Consider the following 24,081-nt stretch of genomic DNA (forward strand, 5'->3'; position numbering starts at 1 on the left):
TATCAGGACTGGCGCGCCTTGGAGAGATTTGCCACCTGATTATGGAAAATGGCAAAGTGTTTATGGTCGCTATAATCGATGGGTTAAAAATGGACATTTCAATGGAATACTTGAAATTTTAAAAAAAAGATGGCGATCACGAATGGCACATGATGGATGGTAGCGTTATTCGAGCACATCAACATGCGGCTGGAGCTCAAGGCGGCCAAGAGAAACAAGCACTAGGCCGAAGCAAAGGTGGTTTTAGCTCAAAAATCCATGTAAAGGTTGATTCTTTTGGATTGCCTTTGAGTTTTATTTTAACACCTGGACAAGACAGTGAGATAAAAACAGCAAAGGAATTGCTCGGTGATGAACTATCCGAGTATTTATTAGCCGATAAGGCTTATGATAGCAATGAATTTCGCGGGGAGTTGAAAAATAGAGGAATCACGGCGGTCATCCCATCCAAAAAGAATCGCATCATACCTATAGAGCATGATACACATATATACAAAGAGCGTAATTACGTTGAGCGTTTTTTTAATCGAGTCAAAAGTTTTAGGAGAATTGCTACACATTATGATAAAACAGCTATCATGTTTCTAGGAGCACTAACTCTAGTAAGTATTATATTGTGGCTGAAACTTTAAAAACACGCCCTAGTATTAAAGTGCCATTGTTACCTAAAAATAAATTTTTTTAAAGAATTCACTCTAGACATTGAATAGAACTATTTGTTTTTCTAGCAGTATTTGGAAAATTAATTACTAATAAAGAAAGACTTTGGTTATCTATCTGTATGAAAATACTATAACAACTTTATGTCACATGAACATCATGTATTTATTCAAGCATTTTTGGGACCCTTTTATTAAAAGTTCACGAGAAGTTTTCAAAGAAATTTTTGGCTGGGTATTTATTGTGTGGGATATTTTGCGATTATCTGCCTTTATTAGCCTCTATTTTACAGAAAGGAGGTTCTAGTTCACATTTGCTCCGTTTCTGTAACTTAAGCATTCAAATTCTTAATGCTAACTATATGAAAACAAATTATTTTGTTAAAATAAGCGCTAACTTTTGATGGTAAGTGGCCTAGCGCTCCGGAACTTGCGCCCTGATGCAAAAATCTAAAATATTAGATTGGAAAATCTCTTATGACGTCATTATATTTATCTTGTGCATGCTAAGCCTTCCTTGGATTTAAAAAACAGGCAGCATTGCAGGCATCAGCTGATTCGTGATGGCTCTTGGGATAAGGATAGAGGATGTCAAGTCTTAAATTTCTTTAAGCTTAACTTAAATAGGTTGGCTGTTTTATTTATTGAAAAATTTTAAATGTTGCAGAATTAATAACTCTAGTTCTCTTATTCAAGGATATATATTTTGCCAGAATTAGCATCGATGCGTAATTTAATTTTTTTATCCTCTGTACCAAGGGCCTTTGCCTCATACTGACTGCCGTGCGCTTCAATTTTGAAAATAGTATGATAGCCAGCGCCCTCAATTCTCTGCGCCGCTTCAAGCATTGAGATGGGGTATTTCTTGGTTTTTAAATTGGTGTTGATAAAGTCCCCTGTATTTGGGTTCATTCGAATAATAAGCTGAATCCCTTTTTCATCAAAGGCTTCCACCTCATATAAACCATCATCAAATTCAACTTCTCTTATTACGCTATAACCGCGAGTCTGTAGAATTTTCAAGATTTCAGACATAGGTAAGGTGCGACTGGGAATTTCATCGGCCAGGATTGTTTGTGTGGATAACGAAAAAATAAGGCCGCCACAGATTGAAATAAAAACCTCTTTTTTCATATTCGCCTCCTGTGCGGTGTTGACGGGAATAAAATTTCATCAATTTAACTCCGTTTTTTTTATATTGAATGAATATAAAACCAAAGGAGTACAATTTACTTTTATTTCATCCATAATAATGATATTAAAAAATAACAGCAAGTGAGTTATTCCAAGGATGCGAATGATGAAAAAATCTAGTTTGGTAACCCCATATGTATTAGTGCTCATTTCTTTAATGTTTTTGTTGGCTTCCTGCGCTTCTTCTATTAATAAGGAAGATTCAAAAAACAATAAACAGCCTAAACGTGTATTTGGTGGGTATCACCCGCGTGGTCATGGTCACGGACACCACTAAACCGAATTAAATTAAAAAATTGACATTAAGATAACCGTTAGTGATTCATATTTTAATGCATGGGTATGGTGTGAAAATATTTTTGATATAAAGATAAATAAAATCCATTTTTTTCGATATGTTTTAAGGCTTGATTGATTTGGTTCATTAGCATCTTAGAATCCATTTTGGCCATGATTCCATAACCGATGCCGACGGGGAAGGGTTTACCTAATCCTTTAAACAAGGTGTTATTATTGGCTATCCAATAATCAGCCGAAAAGTCATCCATAAGCAAGGCATCCACTTCCTGTTGATTTAAGGCAGTGATGAGTTGATTAGTTGAAGGATATTCTCTAACCCTATTGGTTTTAAATTTCTGAGTAATGAGTTGTTTGAAGAGAGAGCCTCTGATAATGCCTATTGATCTATTGTTGAGTTTTTTAAGAGATGTAATTGAGTCGTTTTTTGTGGTCATAAAACGTGCTGCACTTGCCAGATAGGGAAGACTAAAGAGAAAGGTTTTCTGTCGTTCGTCGGTGATGATAATTGCCGCTATCCCCAAGTCAATTTTACTCGCTTTTAATTCTGTAAACAGCTCGTCAAACAGCATGGGTTTCAATTGACACTGAGCTTTAATTTGCTTGCAAAGCTCTGTTATGAGCTCAACATCAAATCCAAAGAAATGATTTTTGTCGGCATTCATTGAAAACGGCGGGTCATACGCTACTATTCCAATAGTTAATGACTGAGCCTTAAGTTCGGCAGTCAAGATTATTAAAAAAACAAATAATAATCGTAGGTGCATAGGATAAACAAGTTAATGGATTATAAAGATCAGTGTATACCAGTTTGGTAATCATTTCAGTGACTTAATGCTATGATTTTCTGGTTTTTTTAGCAATAAGGTGTATCAAGGCCCAAAATCAAGGTACACTGGAACGAAAGGTTTGACAAGGATTTGATAGGGTAGGGAATGCGTTATTTATTTTATTATGTTGTGTGGAGTGCAATGAGCCTTGTAGCGAGTGAGGCACTCGCGGCCACCCCTTTGACATTCAAACAAGCCCTGGGCATTGCTTATCGCAATAATCCCGAATTACAGGCCGAAATAGATAAAGCACAAGCCATGCGCGGTTTTTTTATCCAAAGTGGGCTTTATCCCAATCCTCAAGTGACTTTAACCGCAGAAAACTTTGGCGGCTCGGGGAGTTATTCAAGTTATGAGGCGGCAGAAACTACGGCATCAGTGACCCAGCCCATCCCTTTGGGTAATCGGTTGCAGTATCTGAAAAAAGCAACCTATTCAGATTACTTAGCCTCTCTTGCCCAAATTCAAGTACAAAAAGCGATACTTTATGTGGCAGTTGGTGTGGCCTATGTGGATGCACTTTATGCGGGTCAATGGCATCAAGTCACCCAAAAACTTATTCGCCTCAATCAAGACATCGTAAGCGCAATCGAGCGTCGAGTTAAGGCAGGCGCTGGAGCGGAATTAGACTTACGTTTGGCCCAGGTGCGCTTAGGCGAAGCGCGTATTCAAGAAAATAAAGCTGCAAGGGATGCATTATTTCAGCGTGCGAAATTGGCGCGTCTATTAGGTGATGGATTACGAGTTGATGGACAATTAGTGGATAAAGGTCTTCCTGGAGTGACATTGAACTGGGCTGTGTTACTTAGAAAATTACCGCAAAGCCCTCAGTTAGTACAGCTTCAACAGCAATTACACGCCAAGCGTGCGACTATTACTGCAGTTAAAAAATCTGTGTGGCCGGATTTAAACATTCAATTAGGCGGTCGTCATTTCTCTGATGATGGCAGTAATGCCGCAGTGGCTTCAGCCTTTGCAGAAGTCCCTGTTTACAATAGAAATCAAGGAAAAATCATAACCGCTGAGGCACAATACACCCAAACGGCTCATGAGCTTCAAGGTACACGCCTTGATGTGCGTCAAAATGTCTATGGGGCTTTTCTACAAGCCGAACAAAGTCATTATGAGGCGAGCTTGGTGACGAATTCGTTATTACCTTTGGCGCGTAAATCAATCAAATTGGCACAGGATGGCTACCAAATGGGACGTTATACGTATATTGAATTATCCACAGCCCTTAATTCGTTGTATGAAGAAGAGCGTCATTACCAACAAGCTCATGCTGATTATCATAAAGCCTTAATTCAACTGACCGGGCTTTTAGGATTAGCGCCTTCTAAGGAGAGTAAATGAGAGTTTTAAAGCCATTCCTATCCTGCATGCCCTTTATAATTCTGTTATTGGGGTTGAGTTCCTTTTCGTTATGGGCAACAAATGAAGAATCCCATGGCGATGAAGAAAAAAATCATCAAGAAACCATGGAAAAGGGTCCGCAAGGTGGGCGTTTGTTTAAGGATGAAGATATAGCCCTTGAGTTTTTAATTTTTGAACGGGGCATGCCACCGCATTTTCGCGCTTATTTGTATAAGAATGGTGAGCCTATCGCGCCTGGGAAAGCGCAATTGACCGTTCAGTTAAAGCGATTTGGTGATAAAAAAGAAGCAATTGCGTTCACTCCTGTCGAGAATTTTTTACAAAGCGTTGAGGTGATTGAAGAGCCTCATTCTTTTGATGTGAGCATTCAATTAGAGCTTCAGGATAAACGCTATACCTGGCATTATGCGACTTATGAAGGCCGCATTAAAATGGTGCCAGCCATTCTAAAAGCGGCAGACATTCAAACGGCTAAGGCACAAAGCCAAACAATTAAAACTCAACTTAAAGTCGTAGGTAAAATTGCTCCCAATCGAGACACCTTAGCTCCCATCTATGCACGCTATTCAGGCATTATTAAATCAATGACTAAGAATTTAGGCGATGAAGTCACCAAAGGGGAGGTATTAGTTACGATTGAGAGTAACGAAAGTTTACAAAATTATACAATTAATGCACCCATGAGCGGAACCATCGTGCAAAAATACGCAACCAATGGGGAGCTTGCGCAAAGCACCAAACCTATTTATGAAGTGGCTAATTTGGCTACTGTGTGGGCTGATTTTACCTTATATCGTAAAGAGGTGCCTTTAGTAAAACAAGGAATGAGTGTGGTGGTAACTGGAGATGAAGGAACACCAAAATCCATCAGCACCATCTCCTACATTGCGCCCTTAGGCATTGAAGACAGTCAAACAACGCTCGCACGAGCAGTTCTTTCTAATGAGCCTCGTGTTTGGTTGCCTGGGATGTACATTAATGCCGCAATTACCATTAAAGAAAAAACGGTTCCAGTTGCCATACTTTTGTCGGCTATTCAGCGCATGGATGAGAAAGAAGTAATTTTTATCCAGCAAGGAGATTATTTTGAGGCAACGCCTGTTATTTTAGGCCAAAGGGATGATGAATGGGTCGAAGTGGTTTCGGGGCTTGATGCAGGCCAGCGCTATGTCAGCAATAATAGCTTTTTTATGAAAGCAGAGTTAGGAAAGGATGGCGCAAGCCACGAGCACTAAGGATTGGTAATGCTTGAAAAAATAATTCGTTTTTCCCTAAAACATCGATGGTTTGTCTTATTATTTACGACAATCATTGCTCTTTATGGTGTGTATAATTTTCAACGTTTGCCTATTGATGCGGTACCTGACATCACCAACGTGCAAGTGCAAATCAATACTCAAGCCTCAGGCTATTCACCCTTTGAGGTGGAGCAACGAATTACTTTCCCTATTGAACTGGCTATGAGCGGGTTGCCTAATCTGGATTACACTCGTTCTTTATCACGTTATGGACTATCGCAAGTCACGGTGGTCTTTAAAGATGGCACGAACATTTATTTTGCGCGTCAATTAATTAATGAGCGCTTGCAGGAGGTAAAAGACAAGCTCCCACCAGGAGTAGAAACCACTTTAGGCCCAATCTCTACAGGGCTTGGTGAGATTTTTATGTACACGGTAACCAATAAAGCCAATGTACCAGCAAGTCAACGTTACAATCCAACGGAACTGCGTACCATTCAAGATTGGATTATCAAGCCGCAACTGCGTAATGTAGAGGGAGTGGCTGAAGTAAACACCATTGGGGGTTATGAAAAACAATTTCACATCACTCCAGATCCCATGAAACTGGTTCGTTATGGGTTAAGCTTAAACAATGTGGTTGAGGCATTAGAACGCAATAATGCCAATGTGGGTGCAGGATATATTGAAACTAATGGCGAGCAGAACTTAATTCGCGTACCAGGGCAGGTGCAAAACATCACTGATATTGAGAACATTGTTATTGCAAGCTTTGAAGGAACACCTATTCGAATTCGTGATATTGCAGAAGTGGCTTTAGGCAAGGAGCTACGAACAGGAGCAGCAACAGAGAACAGTAAAGAAGTCGTTTTAGGCACAGTATTTATGCTTATGGGCGAGAACAGTCGCACAGTGTCTGAACGAGTTGCGGCCCAAATGAAAGTTATTAATAAATCATTGCCGGAAGGCATTGAAGCAGTCACGGTTTATAACCGAACCTTGCTTGTGAACGCTACCATTAATACGGTGAAGAAAAACTTGCTCGAAGGGGCATTGCTTGTTTGTGTTATTTTGTTTTTGTTTTTAGGTAACATTCGCGCAGCACTGATTACCGCGATGGTGATTCCTTTATCCATGCTCTTGACCATTACAGGGATGGTATCTAATAAAATCAGTGCCAATTTGATGAGCTTAGGCGCTCTTGATTTTGGTTTGATTGTCGATGGTGCGGTCATTATTGTTGAAAACTGCATTAAGCATTTGGGTGAACAACAGCATGCCTTGCATCGTGTTTTAAATTTAGAAGAGCGCTTGAAAGTCATAGCTTATGCCACAACAGAGGTGATTCGGCCCAGTATCTTTGGTGTCTTTATTATCACGGTGGTTTATTTACCGATTTTAACGTTAACAGGGGTTGAGGGGAAAATGTTTTTGCCGATGGCGCAAACGGTTATTACCGCGCTGCTCGCCTCCATGCTTTTTGCTCTGACTTTTGTTCCAGCAGCCGTTGCCATTTTTTTAGGTGGGCGTGTACAAGAAAAAGAAAATTGGTTGGTACACTACCTCTCACTTGTTTATGCAAAAGCCTTGCGCCGCTGTTTTCATGCCAGAAGGTTGGTGATAGGAGCTGCGGTTGCTTTGGTGGGGATAAGTCTTTTGCTTGCATTTCGGTTGGGTGGTGAATTTATTCCAAGTCTTGATGAAGGCGATATTGCCATGCACGCGATGCGAATTCCTGGCACTAGTTTAACACAAGCCATTACCATGCAGCATTTAGTAGAGGAGCGAGTAAGCCAGTTTCCAGAAGTCAAACGTGTTTTTGCAAAACTAGGGACTGCGGAAGTGGCTACTGATCCCATGCCGCCCAATGTCGCTGACACGTTTATTATGTTAAAGCCTCGGAAGGATTGGCCGAATCCTAAAAAAAGCAAACAGCAACTAGTACAAGAAATCGAGGCGGCAGTAAAGCAAATTCCGGGGAATAACTATGAATTTACTCAGCCCATTCAGATGCGCTTTAATGAATTAATTTCAGGGGTTCGTAGTGATGTTGCGGTGAAAGTATTTGGCGATGACATGAATACATTGCTGGAAGTAGCTGAAGCCATCAGTGCTCAATTAAAAAAAGTGCCCGGTGCTGCTGATGTAAAAGTAGAGCAAGTCAGTGGTTTACCGCTACTAACCGTTGAAATCAATCGCGATGCTTTGGCACGCTACGGCTTACAAATTGGCACGGTTCAAGATGCCATTGTCATTGCCACAGGCGGCAAAAAAGGTGGCGAGCTCTTTGAGGGAGATAAGCGTTTTGATTTAGTGGTGCGCTTGCCTGAAGAGTTACGTACAAACCCTAATGTACTACGCCAAGTATTTATTCCGTTGCCACAGGCTAAAGATGGCGAACGACATTTTATTCCGTTGAGTGAAGTAGCCAAAATGGTGCGTAGTGAAAGCCCCAATCAAATCAGTCGGGAAAGTGGTAAACGGCGTGTGGTGGTCAGTGCTAACGTTCGCAATCGGGATTTAAGCTCGTTTGTGAATGAAGCCAAGCAACGGATTGACCAGAGTGTCAAAATTCCCAGTGGCTACTGGGTAACCTGGGGTGGTCAGTTTGAGCAGTTGCAATCAGCCTCTCAACGGCTACAAATCGTTGTTCCTATCACACTATTGGGCATTTTCTTATTGTTGTTTATGAGTTTTGGTCGAGTACGAGATGCGCTCTTAGTGTTTAGTGGCATTCCTTTGGCGTTAACTGGTGGGGTATTTGCACTGTGGCTTCGAGGGATTCCCTTGTCCATTTCAGCCGGTGTTGGGTTTATTGCGTTGTCAGGGGTGGCAGTTCTTAATGGCCTGGTCATGATTACCTTTATTAATAAACTGCATGAACAGAAAAAAATGTACTTAAAAGATGCGGTATTACAAGGCTCTCTGGCGAGGCTTCGTCCGGTACTCATGACTGCTTTAGTGGCCTCTTTGGGGTTTGTGCCGATGGCTTTGGCTACGGGCACGGGCTCTGAAGTACAACGTCCCTTGGCAACGGTGGTTATAGGTGGCATTATCTCATCCACTTTCCTAACACTCTTAGTCTTACCCGGTTTGTATTACCTGTTTCATGAGCGGCACAAGAAATCAGTAATTAAAAAATCAGGCGAGGATGAGTGATTCCTTTGATGGAATTGTAACATATTGGTGATTGTCATTTTAAAATAAGTGGAAAGACATCTATAAAAAGCACTATAGCAAAGATAAGTGCGGCAGCAAGAGAAAGATAAAATCCCAAGTGAGTTATAAATTTCATTTTATGGCCGGAACTCCCTTTTGCCAGAATAATTAAAATTATTCCCATAAAAAAAGCAAATCCTAAGATGATCAGAAGACTGTGATTTGAAAGAAGGGTCGTCATTCTTCTTCCTTATACAAAAATAGATTCATTTAATTATAGCTCTTTTGAGCAAAGGACAACGGATAGTGTTTTTGACAACCGCTGTGAATGAGCTACACTTAAAGTTAAATACTTATTTAACTGTTTAATAAACTATGCTAACTCAAGACCAAATCATCACTTTAAGCGATATCTTGCATTTGATGGGTGAGCCTAATCGTTTAAAGCTTCTTATCGAGTGTTTGCATGGTCCAAAATCAGTTTCAGAGCTGGCGGAACAACTGCAACTTTCGGTGCCATTGGCGAGCCATCATTTAAGTCTGTTACGTTCTGCACGCCTTCTTCTAGCAAATAGAGAGGGAAAGCATATTTATTACACTATTTATGATGCGCATGTGCGTTGTATTTTAGAGGACATGCTCAAACACTTTACTGAAGAGACGGAGAATTAACATGAGTTTTCTAAAACGAATGCTTGGAAGTCTTGGCGGCCATCATGGCGGATACCGACGCTCTCATCATGGCCAAATAAGCCAACAGAATAATTACTCAACCAATCCTGAGCCAAGAGGATTGAGTTGCCCGCGCTGTAAGAGCTCTCTAGCTCCTGGATCACGATTTTGTAGTCAATGTGGCAGTGGTCTTGAGAATACTCAATGCAGTTGTGGCGCCACTATTGCTGCAGGGGCAAATTTTTGCGGCCAATGTGGGGGCTCATTATGACAAAGCCTCTAACCTTAACCACTTTTTTTGTTGCAGGCCTTGATTGCCCGGCTGAAGAGCAATTAATCAGGCGGCAATTAAAAGTGATTCCTGAAGTGGCGCAGATGGATTTTAATTTCATTGCTGAGGAAGTGACCGTGCACCATCGTCTTCCAGCTATTGATGTGTTGCAAAAACAAATTGAAGCGTTAGGCATGAGTGTTCGGGTTCAAGGCAGTACCTCCTCTGCAAAAGAAGAGAAGAAGCAAGTTGATTCGTCATGGCCATTGCTTGCTTTGGCAGGTCTTTTAGCGCTTTGCTCTGAGTTAACTGCTTATTTCATTGCCAAAGAGCAATCAATCTGGGTCATTTTGCCTGCGGTGCTTGCCATTATCTTAAGTGGCCCTTCTACTTTTAAGAAGGGTTTAATCGCGCTTCGTACTAAGGCCATGAATATTAATAGCCTGATGTTAATTGCAATCACCGGGGCTATGATTATAGGTGCCTGGCCGGAAGCTGCGATGGTCACCGTTTTATTTGCTCTTGCTGAGCGAATCGAACGTTATTCATTAGATAAAGCCCGCCTTGCCATTCGCAGTCTCATGCAAATTGCACCAGAGGTGGCTCGGATTAAAATGGATAATGGTCAATGGCAGACTTTGCCTGTAGAAGATGTAGCGGTCGGTGCGGTATTTAAAGTAAAACCCGGTGAGCGCATCCCACTGGATGGGGTGTTGATATCGGGACAAAGTACGGTCAATCAAGCCCCGATTACAGGGGAATCCATGCCGGTGAGCAAGCAAGTAGGTGATGACGTGTTTGCCGGAACCTTAAATGAGCACGGTGCCTTTGAAGTTAAAGTCACTAAGGCTTCGGGTGATACGTTGCTTGCTAAAATTGGTAAAGCCATTGAGCAGGCACAAAGTGAGCGGGCACCAACGCAACGCTTTGTCGATGAGTTTGCCAAATACTACACCCCAATTATGGTCTTGATTGCACTGGTTATTGCACTTATTCCCCCGTTGGTGTTTGGTTATCCTTTTTATGATTGGATTTATAAGGCCTTAACGTTATTGGTTATTGCTTGCCCTTGTGCTTTGGTCATCTCTACACCGGTAACGGTAGTCAGCGGATTGGCTTCAGCAGCACAACATGGTCTTCTTATCAAAGGCGGCAGCTATTTAGAACTGGGGCACCAGCTCAAATTAATTGCCCTGGATAAAACAGGCACCTTAACTGAGGGGAAGCCTGTGGTGACTGATTTTATCGTTTACGATAAAATCCAACCAAAAGAATACTTGTTAGTGCTGGCTGCAAGCCTTGATAGTCATTCGGAACATCCAGTGGCTCATGCTTTGGTTGAGTATTGGAAGCAAAGCCAACCTAATGGGTCTTTATTTGAGGTAGAGCAATTTTCAGCACTTCCTGGCCGCGGGGTGCAAGGCATTATTAGTCAAGAACTGTATTACGTTGGAAATCATCAACTGGCAGAAGATAATAAGGTGTGCTCTCTTGCTGTAGAGCAGGAACTTAAGCGTTTGGAAGAGGAAGGAAAAACAACAGTCATTTTGAGTAATTCAGCGGTAGTTTTGGCGGTTTTTGCGGTGGCTGATACTTTGCGCTCTACAAGCAAATGGGCAATTGACACCTTGCATCAACAAGGACTTAAAACAGCGATGTTAACGGGTGATAATGCCTTAACAGCTAAAGCCATTGCCAAAGTGGTGGGGATTGATGAAGTGCAGGCGAATGTCTTGCCTACTGAAAAATTACAAGCAATTAATCACCTTTTGGAACAGTATAAAACGGTAGGAATGGTGGGGGATGGAATCAATGACGCTCCAGCCTTGGCTAAGGCTACGATTAGTTTTGCAATGGGGAAAGGTACTGATACCGCTTTAGAAACGGCAGATGTTGCATTAATGAATGATAATTTAGCCATGCTGCCTTTATACATTGATTTAAGCCGAAAAACGGCGCGTATTCTTCGCCAAAATATTACTTTGTCCCTTGCCATCAAAGGGGTGTTTTTTATTCTGGCCTTGGGAGGATTCGCAACGCTATGGATGGCGGTATTTGCTGATATGGGTGCGAGTCTAATTGTTGTTGCGAATGGTCTGCGCTTACTTAATTCCCATAAAGGGCATTCTGAATATCAGGAAATGAATGGATAATGAGAGTCTTTGCGGGTTTGTCACGAAAGAGGTTGCATGATGAATGATTGGGTTGAAAATGAACAATGCAGCGCTCATCCATTGCGTTTTTTAGTGGTGGAATCCTCATTAGGAATTCGTATTCTCATTCGTATGCATTTATTAGAGTTGAAGCATTTGGTGGATATGGCAGGAGATGATGACTCGGCAAGAGAGTTGGCTTTCATGAGAGTTTATGATTTTATTTTAGTGGATAAAAATTTAAATTGCCATGAGCTGATTGACCAGATACAAAAAAATTCAGTATTAAACAACCATACGCCTATGATCATTTTAACTTCCAACCCTAATCAGGAAAACCTGCACGATAGCGCTACTTATTTTAAAAAACCTATATCCAAGAAGGATGCAGTACAGTTGCTTGATTTTGTAAAGAATATTAAAAAATGAATTTTTTTAAAGGTGGCGTGTAAACGTAAAATTGGAGAAGATAAGATGCATTTATCTTATGTTATTGAGTATATTACGATGTAAGTAGTTTCATGTTATTTTGATTGGCTGTTAAGGAGAAATAATGAATATTAATGGATTTAAAATAATTGTATTGATCGGTTTATTGGGTCTGGGCTTAACTGCCTGCACTCCTAAAACAACACCTGCTCCAGCTCATCCTGAGGTTGGCTATGAGGGAGGATTTGGTGGTGATGGAGGTCATAACCACCAACCTAAGAACGACTAAATAGGAAAACATAATGTTTACTAATGGATGGTTTTTAGGTTCTTTAGGTATTGCAATTATTGTATTGATTGGTCTTATCTTCTGGTTCAGAAAAACTAAGAAAACCATTCATTTTTACACCGCTTTAATTACTTTTCTTATTCTTGCCGCAATTTTCTTACATGGTGTTTCATTTAAATTAAATTAGCTGGTGGTGATGAGGAGCAATAATGAGTAAGGATGTACCTCATGATTAAAAAAATACTCAAAAGAGCAGTTACTTTGGTTCGCTCTTTTGCTCACGGGAGGCTTTTTAATTGTCGATGTCGCTGGTGGCATTATGGGTTAAATTACTCGTAACACTAGTTCCTATTTATTTTACTTCGTTAATTTTTTATATCCGAATACTAGCTCTTACCCAATAAACTTCTTTAAAATCATTTCAAGAGGACAAAATCCTGTAAATCCACTTTGCAAAAGATTAGCTCCTACAAATACCGTAAACCATAAAAAATTAACGTTGATAAATACTGGGCTGGTCGACACGCCTAGAGCGAGTGATATCAAAACAAAGGCACCAGCGACAATTCGAATAATACGTTCAATAGTCATCATCTATTCTCCTAATACTAATTAATGGTTACGCTTCCACCAACTTAAATAGATCAATGGAATTAAAAACAAGGTAAGTACTGTTGAAGCAAATGAACCAAATATCAAAGAAATAGCAAGGCCGCCAAAGACAGGATCGGATAACATCACAGCGGAGCCCAGAATAATAGCAAGTGCTGTTAAGACAATCGGTAGAATTCGCTCCACGCCTGACTCAATAACGGCTTCTACGATAGAGGAACCTCGATGTTGATGTTCTAAAATAAAATCGATGAGTAATAGCGAATTTCGAACAACAATTCCGGCTAAAGCAATTACCCCTATCATGGACGTGGCAGTGAACGGTTGGTTCATTAACCAATGGCCAGGAAAAACGCCAATGACAGTTAGCGGTATAGCCCCCATAATAATTAGGGGAATAAAAAACGACTGGTAAAAAGCTGTTAGTAAAATATAAATCAAGACTATAGCCACAATAAAGGCTGAGCCTAAATCACGAAAAACATCCAACGTCAGGCGCATTTCACCAAGCCAAAAGAGTTGACTTTTAGCAAAGCGATTAGGCTGTGATTCATGAAATCCTAAATTTTCAACCCCCATTGAAAAAGGGGGCTTCTTGAGCATATTTGTTGCAGAAGTGACCGCATAAGCAGGGCTCGTGCCCAACACTTCACCGGTTACATAAACAACGGGTGTTTGATCTTTAGTGAAGATGGGTTTTTCCTCTTTATCTTCATGTAAGGTTGCAATTTTTGCCAGAGGGATTAGTTGTTGTTGCTGATTTTTTAAACACAGCTGATTAAGTACTTGAGCAACTTCACGTGCCTTTTGCGGAAGACGTAAGATGATGTGCTCGGGCTGTCTGGCATTGGGTTCATGTGCATTTCCGATGGAAATACCCTTGAACAAAGCGCTTACCTCCTGCGCTACCGTTTTTGGGGCTAAGCCTGCCAGCATGACTGCATTATGATTGATTTCAATGCGGTATTGATTGGTGTCTTGAGTCACTGAGTTATCAATATTTATCATGCCGTATATTTTGGGATACACTTCAGAGGTTATCTTATTAGCGACAGACCTCAATTCATTGTAATTAGGCCCGTAGAGACCTGCCTCCATTTGTGAGCGAACAGGCGGCCCAGGAGGGCTTTCAAAAAGCTTGATATGGCTTTGGGGATGTTGTTTTTGCAAATGCACAAGTCCCTGGTAAACCTGTGTTGCAATTTGGTGTGAGCCAATAGCTCGATGATGTTTGTTCACCAAATTCACGCGTATTTGCCCGTATTGACTGCCTCTTAATAGATTATCTCCACGCACCAGAGCGGCAAAATCTTCTGGGGCTGATTCTCCTAAGTACAGCTCCAAGTCTGTGACGTAAGGATTTTTTTGGATGGTTGCACTAAGTTCGCGAAGTAACTCGTTTGTTTTCGTTAACGTTGCGTTAGCGCCTGCATCAACGGACACTAAAAAGGTATTCACGTTGTCATCGGGTAGCATTTTAATTTCAACTCCTAACGGGCTTAATGGGCCATTAGGGCCTGCAGGGCGAATAAATTGCCAGGCAGGTTGGAGTAATACCGCGAAGAGCAATAGTACAATAATCAAATAAAAGAGATGTCGTTTTTTCGATGAGTAAAGTAATCCTTTGAATAATACAAGGTACGCTCGCTGCAACCAGGTGCTATGGCTTTGATGATGCTCATTCATTTGTTTTTTAGCTTTAGTTCTTAACCAACGATAAGCAAGATAAGGAACCACGCTATAGGCAATAAAGAGGGATACAATCATTGCCAATGGCGCATTAAAAGGTATAGGCGCCATAAACGGCCCCATCATTCCACCTACAAAATCCATAGGCAGTAGCGCCAGCATCACTGTAAAGGTAGCAATAATCGTTGGCTTACCAATTTCATTGGCTGCATAAATAACTAAACGGGTAAAGTTTTTTTGCACTCCCTTAATAATATGGCGGTGAATGTTTTCAATCACCACAATGCTATCGTCTACTAAGAGGCCTAATGAAAGAATGAGCGCAAACAAAGTAATTCGATTGATAGTCTGGCCTGATAGCCAGCCAATACCAAGTACTAGGCACAAAATTAAGGGAATAGAAAAAACAACCACTGATGCTTCGCGCCATCCTAAAAACACCATCAGCAATACCACGACACTTAGAATCGCAATCCCTAAGTGCTCGACCAAAGTATTCACTGCATCATTAGCTTCATCTCCATAATTGCGAGTGATTGAGACATCTATATTTTTTGGAATGAGCTGACTGTTTTGTAATTGCTCAAGTTTATTCAAAAGTGCTTTTGCTACATCAACACCATTGCTTCCTTTTTGACGTGCAAGAGCAATGGTTACTGCAGGTTCTATATCTGCATTCTTCAATGGGCCGTGTGCTCCATAGGCAAAATAGGACGCAATAGTTTCATCTTGAGGCCCCTTTTCAATAGTCGCAATATCTTTTAATAAAATAGGTTTGGCCCCATCAGTTCCAATAATAATGTTGGCTAAGTCTTGATTGGAAATGAGTGAGCCCTCGATGCGAAGAGATGTTTCACTTAATTCATGCTCTAATGTTCCTGCGTCAAGACTGATGTTATTAACAGAGAAGGCTTGTTGAATGTTGGCAATTGAAATGGCGTGCTCTGCCATGTGCTTTGGGTTCAGCCAGACACGAATAGCCTGAGGTGATGCACCCATTACCCAACTTTTCCCAACTTGGGGTACGGTGCGCAATTCCTCCAAGACTTTATCGGCAAGCGTGCGTAAGTCAACTGGATTTGCGCCTTTAGCATGTAATGTCAGTGTCACTAGTGGAACATCGTACAAACTGATAGAGCGGATTAAAGGCATTAAAGTACCCGGGGGCATTTTATCCATGTTGCTGTTGATTTGGTTATAGACCTTAACCAAGCTCGCCTCTTCATTTTCATTCACTTTAAAGCGAACCGTAACCATAGCACTATCATCAATGGCCATCCCGTAAGTATGCTCAACGCCTGAAATAGAGGCCATCAACCCTTCTAGTGGGCGAACAATTTGATGTAGCATTTCTTGGCTATCACTACCAGGGCGACTCACAGAAATAGTTACTGCTGGAACAATAATTTCAGGATTATAGCTTCGCGGGGTGCGTTCTAGGGCAAGTACGCCAAACAACAGAATACCAACAATCAGTAACAGAGTCAGCTTGGATTGAATAAAGGTTCGCGCCAATTGCCCTGCTTTATTGAGCTTATTTTTGGAATAAAACACATCCTTCACCATAGTCTCCTGGTATACAATCAATTTATGCGCTTTTTATCGCTTTAGAAATTAGTTGATTACTGAGCATCAGCCAATGGGCTTGATGCACTCTTGATTGATGAAGCGCTTGCAGTTCTTGTGCTTTACTCTGCGTTAGTTTCATCTGACTCTCCAATAAAGCACTTAGAGGAACCAACCCACGACCAAATCGCTGCTTTAGTTTTTGAATTACTGCCTCTTCTTTCTCTGCTGTTTGTCGACTTAATTGCAACTCGTAAAGAGTTTGTTGCTCGGCACGCCGTATTTGCTTTAATTGTAATCGCAGCTGATTTCGTTGCTCATCAAGCTCAAATTGAATTTTTTTTGCATTTGCACTTGCTACCTGGACAGCGCCAGCGCGCTCGCCCGCACTAAATAAAGTCCAGTTAGCACCTAGCGCAATCGTATCTGACGGAAGGCCTGAACCTATGGTATTGCCATTCCAATCATGTCTTAATTGCATCGACACTTGGGGCTTATAGAGTGCCAAAGAGGCAGCAATTACCGCTTTTTCTGCTTGAAGACGTGCATGAAGGGTTTTAATTGATGGATTATCATTGATTGCTCGTGTCATCAATAAAAAGTTGAGTTTTGTCTTTGCACGCAAGGTTGTGTGCCGACTTGGTATAAAGGTGCTTTCGGGACTACCAAGCAACGTTCTAAAGCCATCAAGTTCATCTTCTGTTTGAATTCTTGCATTAGATAAACCAAGAAGAGAGCTGTTTAAGTAAGCCTCTGCCATTAATACATCGCTATTTAGGGTAATAGATTGCTTTTTTAGGTCCTTGGTTGTTGACAGAAACACCTTTGCTCGAGCAACCTGTCTTTCAGCGATGCCTACCAGTTCCTTGGCTGTTAAAAAACGCTCATAGGACACATAGACTTCATACGCCAGTTGATTTTGAGCTTGTTGATTGCCACGTTGTGCGGATGCAACTAAAGCACGCGTCTGTGCTTGCTGCGCTTTTATTCTTCCTCCAGTATAAATAGGAACGCTTAGTTTAAACGCAGTATCCAGATTACTATAATATCCTGGGTGGTTTAATGCTTGAGGCTTGGTATATAAGGTATTTAGTCCAGTATATTGATTGGCGCCAAAATCAGCAAAACTGGCATTCCCTTGACTTAGTTTATAACCAAATACCGACATCGGATTATCAGTCCTTGCTCCGCTTACCTCAAGGTCTAATTGTGGCCAACTCATACTTTTTGCTTGCTTTGAGGCCCCGACCGCTGCTTCTATTGAAGCGTTTGCCGCATGGATTTTAGGGTTATTAGCGAGCGCAAGCTGAATCGCTTTAGAATATGAGATGGGTACCGAGCCTGCGCAAAGAGAAGTCGACAGTGCACTTATTACAATAATAAAAGCACTGTGTTTTCTTGGGGTAATACTACTTAATAACATGACAGAAATCCTTAAAACATTAGAGTATTCTAATGAATGGAGCGATTTTTATTCTTTGCAATAAATTAAATAAAGCGTTGATAAAACAGCTTCCACTTCGGGTTTGCTAATAAAATAATAAACTCGAGTCCCTTCTTTTCTTACCGAAAGTACACCTTCGCGCCTCATTTTAGCTAAATGCTGTGAAAGCGCAGATTGAGACAAACCGACAAGGGGTTCTAGTTCGCCAACCGTGCATTCTTGTTTGAGGAGATAGCATAGAATGAGAAGCCTTTTGGAATTGGCTAAAAGTTTAAGTAATTGTTCAGCCTTAGAAGCATTATTTTTCATCACTTCAAGGCTAGTGTTTATTAATGTATTCATAGGGTCATTATATTAGAAAATTCTAATATTTCAATGTCAGGTACAATCTTTTTTTACGAGTAGTTAAAGTCGAGCAACCGGGTCTTGACTTAATCACACTGTGTTTAGGTTACGGCTTCAAATCTGTCTCAAAATAATGGGCATACTTATTTGCGACTTCTATCCTAATTATTTCATGATGTATTTCACGTAATTATAAAATATACGTTATTTTATTGTTATTACTACAGAGGGATACTTAAAGGAGCGAGATTAAAGTGGGGCCAGAATCGATGTTTTTATGAGGAGCCATAGGCCAACTTGATTATCGGTAATTAGACGCCTCTTTGTGTAAAACAAACATTGAAAATGTAACGCATTTGTTATACAATTTAATTATGAAAAGTATTGGAGTGAATATCATGAATAAGGCGGCGACAATTAATGCTCGTATTGAGCCTGCTCTTAAAATACAGGCGGAAGAGATATTACATAAAGTAGGTTTATCTGCTGCTGAGGCTATTCGGCTTTTCTATAGTCAAGTATGTCTTCAAAATGGTCTTCCATTTGATGTAAAAATACCGAACAAAAAGACGCTTGATGCAATTGAAGAGCTTGAGTCAGGTAAGGGCGAACGATTTAAAACAATGAAGGATGTTTGGAATTCTATAGATAATGCTTGAATTAGAACTGGCTACTCAATTTAAGCGTGATCTTAAAAAGATAGTAAAGCAGAGGAAAAATAAAGATCTTTTAGATTCTATTTTAGATCCCAAGCATAAAGATCATAATCTTTCAGGAGATTGGCATGGTTATCGTGAGTGTCATATAACCCCTGATTGGCTTTTAATTTATAAAATCATTAAAGATGATTGTGTGCAGTTGTTAAGATTATCAAGAACAGGATCTCATTCTGATTTGTTTAAGTAAGTATGGCATCATTCTAATGCGTACTTCTAAGAATATTAGTCAAATCTCTTTTAGGTTGAACATGGAACTTTTAGATAAAATTAGCGCTCTGGAAGAAGAAGCCTCCCAATTTGGGTTCAAGTGGCAAAGTGCAGACCAAATCATGAATCAAATTCACAGTGAGTGTGATGAAATCAAGGAGCACTTGAATCATGATAGTTCTAAAGAAAATCAAACTGCTTTGCAAGAAGAGATTGGTGATTTACTCCACGCAGTGTTTTCGCTGTGTATTTTTTGTAAGTTAAGCCCAAGAGTAACACTTGGACAAACGCTGACTAAATTTGAAAGACGATTACGAGCGGTTAAACTGATTGCTGAGGAACGTGAATTGATTAACCTTGAGGGTCTATCCCTTAATGAGTTGATGCATATTTGGGATAGGGCTAAAGAGTTAGTTGGGTAAAGAGCTGTAATCTCATTATTAAAAGTTAAGCTGAATTCTGGGTCTTTTTTGTTGTGCGTGGAATTAAATTCTGTAGTGAGCTAACCAAGGGACGTCCTGTATACATAGAAGTCATAGTTGTGCCTGTGCGCAGCTGTGATTGCCATTGAATTGAGATCATCCTTGATCTCGCTAGTGTTTCAACATCCTGTCAACAATCCAGCTGCGCCAAACAATTACATTGTAGCTTTATATTAATAAAATAAATTGATTTGTTTGCTTATTTTTTTGTAAGATATTTCTCAAATTAAATACTGATATACCTTGGCGTTCGTTTCAATCGACCATGTATGTTTAATGATCTATTTGATCCAATTAACGTACATACACTTCAATCCTGCTTTTTATTTTTTATCTACTTTTATCTAATCTTGATAAGTATATGACAAACAACAATATAATTGGGTAGCCGTTAAAATTACATAAATTAAGACACTTTTTGTTTACTTGGCTTAAGAAAAAAAAATATTGATGATGCTTTTATCCAACCTTACTCCGAACATGCGAAAAGAGATTCGTTAGAAATTTATTCAAAATTAAGCTTAGCTGATGCACAAGATAAATATAATGATGTTATTGGAGACTTCCCAGTCTGATATTTTAAATTTTTGCATCAGGGCGCAAGTTCTGGAGCGCTACGCCAATTAGAGTATTCTCACAAAAGTTTAATTGGGGGTAATGGGATCTATACAAAAACAGCATCGATAGTTTTTATAAGTCCAATAGTTTATACTATTGGACTGTTTGCAATTATTTGAAAATTAAGTATTATTGATATCTAATTTGGCAATTAAACTTTTTGCAACGCCCGTTGCAGAAAGTTTTTGAAATTAAGTTATCGTAGTCGTATAATTTTCGCTCACGACAGGACAGTGAGCAAAAATTTTGTGCTTGGAAGACAAATTGAATTGAAATCGATTAGTCAATCCAACAAAGGAACCAAGTATGTCAAAAGAAATAACTTTTCATCTCGATCATGATTATAAGTCATTTTTAAGTGCGCTTAAAACTCAAATAAAATCCTCACAATTCCGTGCAGCACTGGCCGTAAATCAAGAAGTTATCAACCACTATTGGTACATTGGCAAACAAATAATTGAGAAACAGAAGCAAAAATCTTGGGGAACGGGCTTTATTGAAACATTATCTCGAGATCTACAGAATTTATTTCCTGAAACCCGGGGTTATTCAGTAGCAAACATCCGACGAATGAAACGTCTTGCCGAGGAATATCCTGATTTAAATGAAATTCGCGCACAAGCTGTGCGGGATTTACCTTGGGGACATATTGTTGTTTTAATACAAAGAGTTAATGATGCTATCATGCGTGATTGGTATGTAAGTCAAACCATTGAAAATGGTTGGTCACGCTCAACACTTGAAAAAAATATTAATCAAAATTTATATCAATCTCAAGCTTTATCCTCTAGTAAAGCATCTAATTTTATACACCGATTACCAGCGGCACAATCATCACTTGCGCAAGAAGTACTTAAAAGTCCATATAATTTTGATTTTTTAGGTCTTCATGATGATGCACTTGAGCGCGAAATTGAGCATGCTTCCATTGCACATATTACCAAGTTTTTATTAGAGCTGGGCAAGGGTTTCTCATTTGTTGGTAGTCAATATCCGATGGAAATTGATGGCGAAACTTATTTCCTAGATATGCTCTTTTATCATTTAAAACTTAGGGCATTTATTGTTATAGAATGGAAGGCAGTTCGCTTCAAACCAGAACATGCTGGACAATTAAATTTTTATCTCAACTTGGTTGATCAGTATCTTAAAACGGAACACGATAACCCTAGCATAGGTTTATTGCTTTGCAAATCAAGAAGCAAAGTCATTGCTGAGTATGCTCTAAAAGGCATAGAAAAACCAATAGGCGTTTCTGAATATCAACTTACAAAGGCAATTCCTGAAAACTTAAAATCAAACCTGCCAAGCATTGCAGAACTTGAAGCAGAATTCAGTGAAGATAATATTGATGGTAGTACGCATAAGACCAAATGATCTATTTATTTTAAATTAGAGTGTGACCATGGCAAGTATTCCTATACCACAACCATTAATAGACACTTGCCAACAGCTTAAAGAAAAAAATTGGCAAGCATTTATGCCACCATCTTTTGCGCCATATGACCTAATTTTTTGTCTCGACTTTTTAAAACAATATGATAACAATAATGCCACATTTGAATCATATCGTCGAGAAGTAGAACGATTAATTCAATGGGCCTGGCTAATTGAGAAAAAATCATTACTGGATTTGAAACGGCAAGACATTGAAAATTACATGCAATTTTGTTTCAATCCACCAAAATCATGGATTGGATTTAAAAAAGTAGCACGATTCATTACGCATAACGGCGAACGCATTCCCAACCATGAGTGGCGCCCATTTGTAGCCACTGTAAGTAAAATTGATCATAAAAATGGACTGAGGCCCAATAAGCAAAACTATCAATTATCACAAAAAGCAATTCGTGAAATTTTTACGGTGCTGAGCAGTTTTTATAATTACTTGGCCTTAGAGGAAAAAGTATCCATTAACCCGATTACTTTGATCAAACAAAAAAGCAAGTATATCCAAAAAACTCAACATCAAGCACAAGTGATGCGCTTGAGTGAAAAACAATGGCGAACTTGTCTTGATACAGTTAAAAATATGGCAAATAATGCGCCCGATAGACATGAACGGACATTGTTTATTATTTCTGCGCTTTATTTATTGTACTTACGTATCTCTGAGCTATGTGCCAGTGATCGTTGGACTCCAGAAATGCGACATTTTTATCAAGATAGCCAAGGATGTTGGTGGTTTAAGACGGTAGGAAAAGGTAACAAAATGCGAGATATTGCCGTACCTGATGACATGCTTGCAGCACTCAAGCGATATCGTGTCAGTATGCAGTTAACCCCACTTCCTTCAATGAATGATCAAAGCCCTCTATTACCTAAAGAAAAAGGTAAAGGAGCAATGACTAGTTCAAGACACATTCGTCGCTTGGTTCAAGACTGCTTTGATAACACCATACAAAATTTAAGAAGCACCGGCTTTTCAATAGAGGCTGATAGTTTTGAGTCAGCAACAGTACATTGGTTGCGCCATACAGGTATTTCCGATGATATTAATATGCGTGGGCGGCCTGTTGCGCACGTACGAGATGATGCTGGTCATAGTTCCAGTGCTATTACCGATCGATATAATGATATTGATCTCCTTGAACGACATCAATCTGCCAAATATAAAAGACTAATGTCGAAAGAAGATTAATCAGGAGGTGTACCAAAATAATTCTGTCAGCAATGCTGACAGTTTCGCATTTTACTTTAACAGATTTCCGCAACACCGCTGCGGAAATCTGTTATTAGCTAGTTTACTGCCGGAGATAGTGACAATTATCACAAATATGAGTTGGATTACATATCTGGGGCAAAAGCGAACTGAGATCCAATAGATACCATGCCAGGCTTGAGTTTATCTCATAATTTATGACATTCAGTGAGTGACAAAAAATCCAGGGGAGAATCAATAAAATTAGTGTGACACGCAACCGGTTTGATTATAATTAACACTTATTTGTGTGATATAGAAACTCTAATTCGCTTTTGCCCCAGATATGTAATTCAACCCAGTATAGCGAGAAAAACAAAAAATACGCTGCTCTCTGGAGTCTGAGTAGATTAATTCGGGATCAATATTTTGCCATGTCTCCTTTATATGAGTATTCAGTCCACGAGTAAAGCAATGCAAACCAAATTCAATGACAAACGCATATCGAATTTCAGGCTTATTTGTAGCTTCCTGTTGAACAAATTCCCAACGCAATTCGTTTAGATGATCGAGTTGATATACTTTGCTTTTGTAAATAAATGGATTCCACGTTTTAATTGTACATACCTCTTATTGTTATTTTGATTTTATCAATGCAAACTGGATTACTTGTTAAGCAATAAATAATCCCCCCGCTCCATAGCAATGGTAATGAATGCACTATATCTTAATGGGCTTGTGCTCCTACGGGCTTTAGTTCTTTTTGAAAAGTCCAAATCAAACCTAATATAATAATCCCCATCCAAGTTATTGATTTGCACCATGAAGCATAATAATAAAGCTGTATGAAGTGTTGTGGCTGATTTAAAATGGGAATTACATTAGGGGATGAAAATAAACTGATATTATTACTTACAATAATTGGTGATGCAAAAAGGAAAAACCCTTTTAAAATAAGCTCATGATTCTTCATTTTAACAGAAGAAAGAATAATCAAAACAAGCGCAGGCGCTAGAAGCAAAGCAAACCTTGGCCAGTAAAAAATATGAGTTATTGGGGTAAATAAATCGCCATAAGAGGAAAATACCCCTGATTTTAAAGCGGTTTCAAAAGAAAGCGACAAATAGGACAGAACTAACAGTAAAAAAGAGAAGTAGTGTATTGGTGTTTTTAGATTTATGCGCATTATAATA

The 24,081-nt window shown here is 39.7% G+C and carries 24 protein-coding genes and 1 pseudogene; 17 read left to right on the top strand and 8 right to left on the bottom strand.

Features of this window, described 5'->3' with window-relative positions:
* The first annotated feature begins 1 nt into the window (after position 1).
* Positions 2–163 (top strand): transposase, encoded by a 162-nt coding sequence (locus ACWTEW_RS23625; protein ID WP_370569568.1) that lies wholly within the window; start codon positions 2–4, stop codon positions 161–163.
* Positions 144–632, top strand: a pseudogene (locus ACWTEW_RS23630) (IS5 family transposase); the annotation flags it as partial. The gene ACWTEW_RS23625 and the pseudogene ACWTEW_RS23630, both read left to right, overlap by 20 nt.
* 714 nt (positions 633–1,346) lie before the next feature.
* Here ACWTEW_RS23630 and ACWTEW_RS23635 read toward each other — a convergent pair.
* On the bottom strand, positions 1,347–1,793 hold the full coding sequence (locus ACWTEW_RS23635) for a PepSY domain-containing protein (protein WP_021460627.1): 447 nt from the start codon (positions 1,791–1,793) through the stop codon (positions 1,347–1,349).
* Positions 1,794–1,956: 163 nt separating this feature from the next.
* Between ACWTEW_RS23635 and ACWTEW_RS23640 the strand changes: the two genes are divergently transcribed.
* Positions 1,957–2,130: a hypothetical protein gene (locus tag ACWTEW_RS23640; protein WP_154694749.1), complete on the top strand. Its 174-nt coding sequence runs from the start codon at positions 1,957–1,959 to the stop codon at positions 2,128–2,130.
* Positions 2,131–2,182: 52 nt separating this feature from the next.
* On the opposite strand, the gene ACWTEW_RS23645 is transcribed toward ACWTEW_RS23640, so the two are convergent.
* Positions 2,183–2,917 (bottom strand): transporter substrate-binding domain-containing protein, encoded by a 735-nt coding sequence (locus tag ACWTEW_RS23645; RefSeq protein WP_032831349.1) that lies wholly within the window; start codon positions 2,915–2,917, stop codon positions 2,183–2,185.
* A gap of 204 nt (positions 2,918–3,121) precedes the next feature.
* Between ACWTEW_RS23645 and ACWTEW_RS23650 the strand changes: the two genes are divergently transcribed.
* Genes ACWTEW_RS23650 through ACWTEW_RS23660 form a run of 3 tightly spaced genes read left to right on the top strand, consistent with a single transcriptional unit; the run spans position 3,122 to position 8,751 of the window.
* On the top strand, positions 3,122–4,333 hold the full coding sequence (locus tag ACWTEW_RS23650) for a TolC family protein (RefSeq protein ID WP_370569567.1): 1,212 nt from the start codon (positions 3,122–3,124) through the stop codon (positions 4,331–4,333).
* Complete coding sequence (locus tag ACWTEW_RS23655; protein ID WP_021460624.1) at positions 4,330–5,589, top strand: efflux RND transporter periplasmic adaptor subunit; 1,260 nt, start codon at positions 4,330–4,332, stop codon at positions 5,587–5,589. Before ACWTEW_RS23650 ends, ACWTEW_RS23655 begins: the two co-directional genes overlap by 4 nt.
* Before the next feature lie 9 nt (positions 5,590–5,598).
* On the top strand, positions 5,599–8,751 hold the full coding sequence (locus ACWTEW_RS23660) for an efflux RND transporter permease subunit (RefSeq protein WP_021582687.1): 3,153 nt from the start codon (positions 5,599–5,601) through the stop codon (positions 8,749–8,751).
* Positions 8,752–8,785: 34 nt separating this feature from the next.
* Here ACWTEW_RS23660 and ACWTEW_RS23665 read toward each other — a convergent pair whose 3' ends face one another.
* A complete protein-coding gene (locus ACWTEW_RS23665; RefSeq protein ID WP_021460623.1) occupies positions 8,786–8,992 on the bottom strand; it encodes a hypothetical protein in 207 nt (68 codons plus the stop codon).
* Positions 8,993–9,126: 134 nt separating this feature from the next.
* On the opposite strand from ACWTEW_RS23665, the gene ACWTEW_RS23670 reads away from it, so the two are divergent.
* The 6 genes from ACWTEW_RS23670 (at position 9,127) to ACWTEW_RS23695 (ending at position 12,752) form a co-directional block, all read left to right on the top strand.
* Entirely contained in the window at positions 9,127–9,423 is a 297-nt protein-coding gene (locus ACWTEW_RS23670) for an ArsR/SmtB family transcription factor (protein ID WP_021460622.1), read from the top strand.
* A 1-nt stretch (position 9,424) separates the two neighbouring features.
* On the top strand, positions 9,425–9,694 hold the full coding sequence (locus ACWTEW_RS23675) for a zinc ribbon domain-containing protein (protein ID WP_021460621.1): 270 nt from the start codon (positions 9,425–9,427) through the stop codon (positions 9,692–9,694).
* Positions 9,691–11,847: a heavy metal translocating P-type ATPase gene (locus ACWTEW_RS23680; RefSeq protein ID WP_021460620.1), complete on the top strand. Its 2,157-nt coding sequence runs from the start codon at positions 9,691–9,693 to the stop codon at positions 11,845–11,847. The genes ACWTEW_RS23675 and ACWTEW_RS23680 overlap by 4 nt, the downstream gene beginning before the upstream one ends.
* Before the next feature lie 36 nt (positions 11,848–11,883).
* Complete coding sequence (locus ACWTEW_RS23685; protein WP_021460619.1) at positions 11,884–12,276, top strand: response regulator; 393 nt, start codon at positions 11,884–11,886, stop codon at positions 12,274–12,276.
* 124 nt (positions 12,277–12,400) lie between these two features.
* Positions 12,401–12,565 carry a hypothetical protein gene (locus ACWTEW_RS23690; RefSeq protein ID WP_021460618.1) on the top strand — a complete coding sequence of 55 codons (165 nt, stop codon included), beginning with the start codon at positions 12,401–12,403 and terminating at the stop codon, positions 12,563–12,565.
* A gap of 13 nt (positions 12,566–12,578) precedes the next feature.
* The gene (locus ACWTEW_RS23695) at positions 12,579–12,752 is read left to right on the top strand and encodes a hypothetical protein (protein WP_021460617.1); all 174 of its coding nucleotides are present in this window, start codon (positions 12,579–12,581) and stop codon (positions 12,750–12,752) included.
* Between the two features lie 206 nt (positions 12,753–12,958).
* On the opposite strand, the gene ACWTEW_RS23700 is transcribed toward ACWTEW_RS23695, so the two are convergent.
* Genes ACWTEW_RS23700 through ACWTEW_RS23715 form a run of 4 tightly spaced genes read right to left on the bottom strand, consistent with a single transcriptional unit; the run spans position 12,959 to position 18,218 of the window.
* Positions 12,959–13,159, bottom strand: a complete 201-nt coding sequence (locus ACWTEW_RS23700; protein ID WP_021460616.1) for a YgaP family membrane protein — start codon at positions 13,157–13,159, stop codon at positions 12,959–12,961.
* Positions 13,160–13,177: 18 nt separating this feature from the next.
* Positions 13,178–16,420 carry an efflux RND transporter permease subunit gene (locus tag ACWTEW_RS23705; protein ID WP_230304736.1) on the bottom strand — a complete coding sequence of 1,081 codons (3,243 nt, stop codon included), beginning with the start codon at positions 16,418–16,420 and terminating at the stop codon, positions 13,178–13,180.
* Between the two features lie 34 nt (positions 16,421–16,454).
* Positions 16,455–17,855, bottom strand: a complete 1,401-nt coding sequence (locus ACWTEW_RS23710) for a TolC family protein (RefSeq protein ID WP_454783462.1) — start codon at positions 17,853–17,855, stop codon at positions 16,455–16,457.
* Positions 17,856–17,903: 48 nt separating this feature from the next.
* Complete coding sequence (locus ACWTEW_RS23715; RefSeq protein WP_021582658.1) at positions 17,904–18,218, bottom strand: ArsR/SmtB family transcription factor; 315 nt, start codon at positions 18,216–18,218, stop codon at positions 17,904–17,906.
* Positions 18,219–18,619: 401 nt separating this feature from the next.
* Between ACWTEW_RS23715 and ACWTEW_RS23720 the strand changes: the two genes are divergently transcribed.
* From ACWTEW_RS23720 to ACWTEW_RS23740, 5 genes are all read left to right on the top strand, one after another.
* On the top strand, positions 18,620–18,880 hold the full coding sequence (locus tag ACWTEW_RS23720) for a type II toxin-antitoxin system RelB/DinJ family antitoxin (protein ID WP_021460640.1): 261 nt from the start codon (positions 18,620–18,622) through the stop codon (positions 18,878–18,880).
* Entirely contained in the window at positions 18,873–19,127 is a 255-nt protein-coding gene (locus ACWTEW_RS23725; RefSeq protein WP_021460641.1) for a type II toxin-antitoxin system RelE/ParE family toxin, read from the top strand. Before ACWTEW_RS23720 ends, ACWTEW_RS23725 begins: the two co-directional genes overlap by 8 nt.
* A 61-nt stretch (positions 19,128–19,188) precedes the next feature.
* Positions 19,189–19,569 carry a MazG nucleotide pyrophosphohydrolase domain-containing protein gene (locus tag ACWTEW_RS23730; protein WP_021460642.1) on the top strand — a complete coding sequence of 127 codons (381 nt, stop codon included), beginning with the start codon at positions 19,189–19,191 and terminating at the stop codon, positions 19,567–19,569.
* Positions 19,570–20,553: 984 nt separating this feature from the next.
* A complete protein-coding gene (locus ACWTEW_RS23735; protein WP_021460643.1) occupies positions 20,554–21,624 on the top strand; it encodes a PDDEXK nuclease domain-containing protein in 1,071 nt (356 codons plus the stop codon).
* Positions 21,625–21,652: 28 nt separating this feature from the next.
* Positions 21,653–22,888: a tyrosine-type recombinase/integrase gene (locus ACWTEW_RS23740; RefSeq protein WP_021460644.1), complete on the top strand. Its 1,236-nt coding sequence runs from the start codon at positions 21,653–21,655 to the stop codon at positions 22,886–22,888.
* 727 nt (positions 22,889–23,615) lie between these two features.
* On the opposite strand, the gene ACWTEW_RS23745 is transcribed toward ACWTEW_RS23740, so the two are convergent.
* On the bottom strand, positions 23,616–24,074 hold the full coding sequence (locus tag ACWTEW_RS23745; RefSeq protein ID WP_058393154.1) for a hypothetical protein: 459 nt from the start codon (positions 24,072–24,074) through the stop codon (positions 23,616–23,618).
* Positions 24,075–24,081: the final 7 nt, after the last annotated feature.

It is taken from the genome of Legionella stuttgartensis (genome assembly GCF_977063405.2).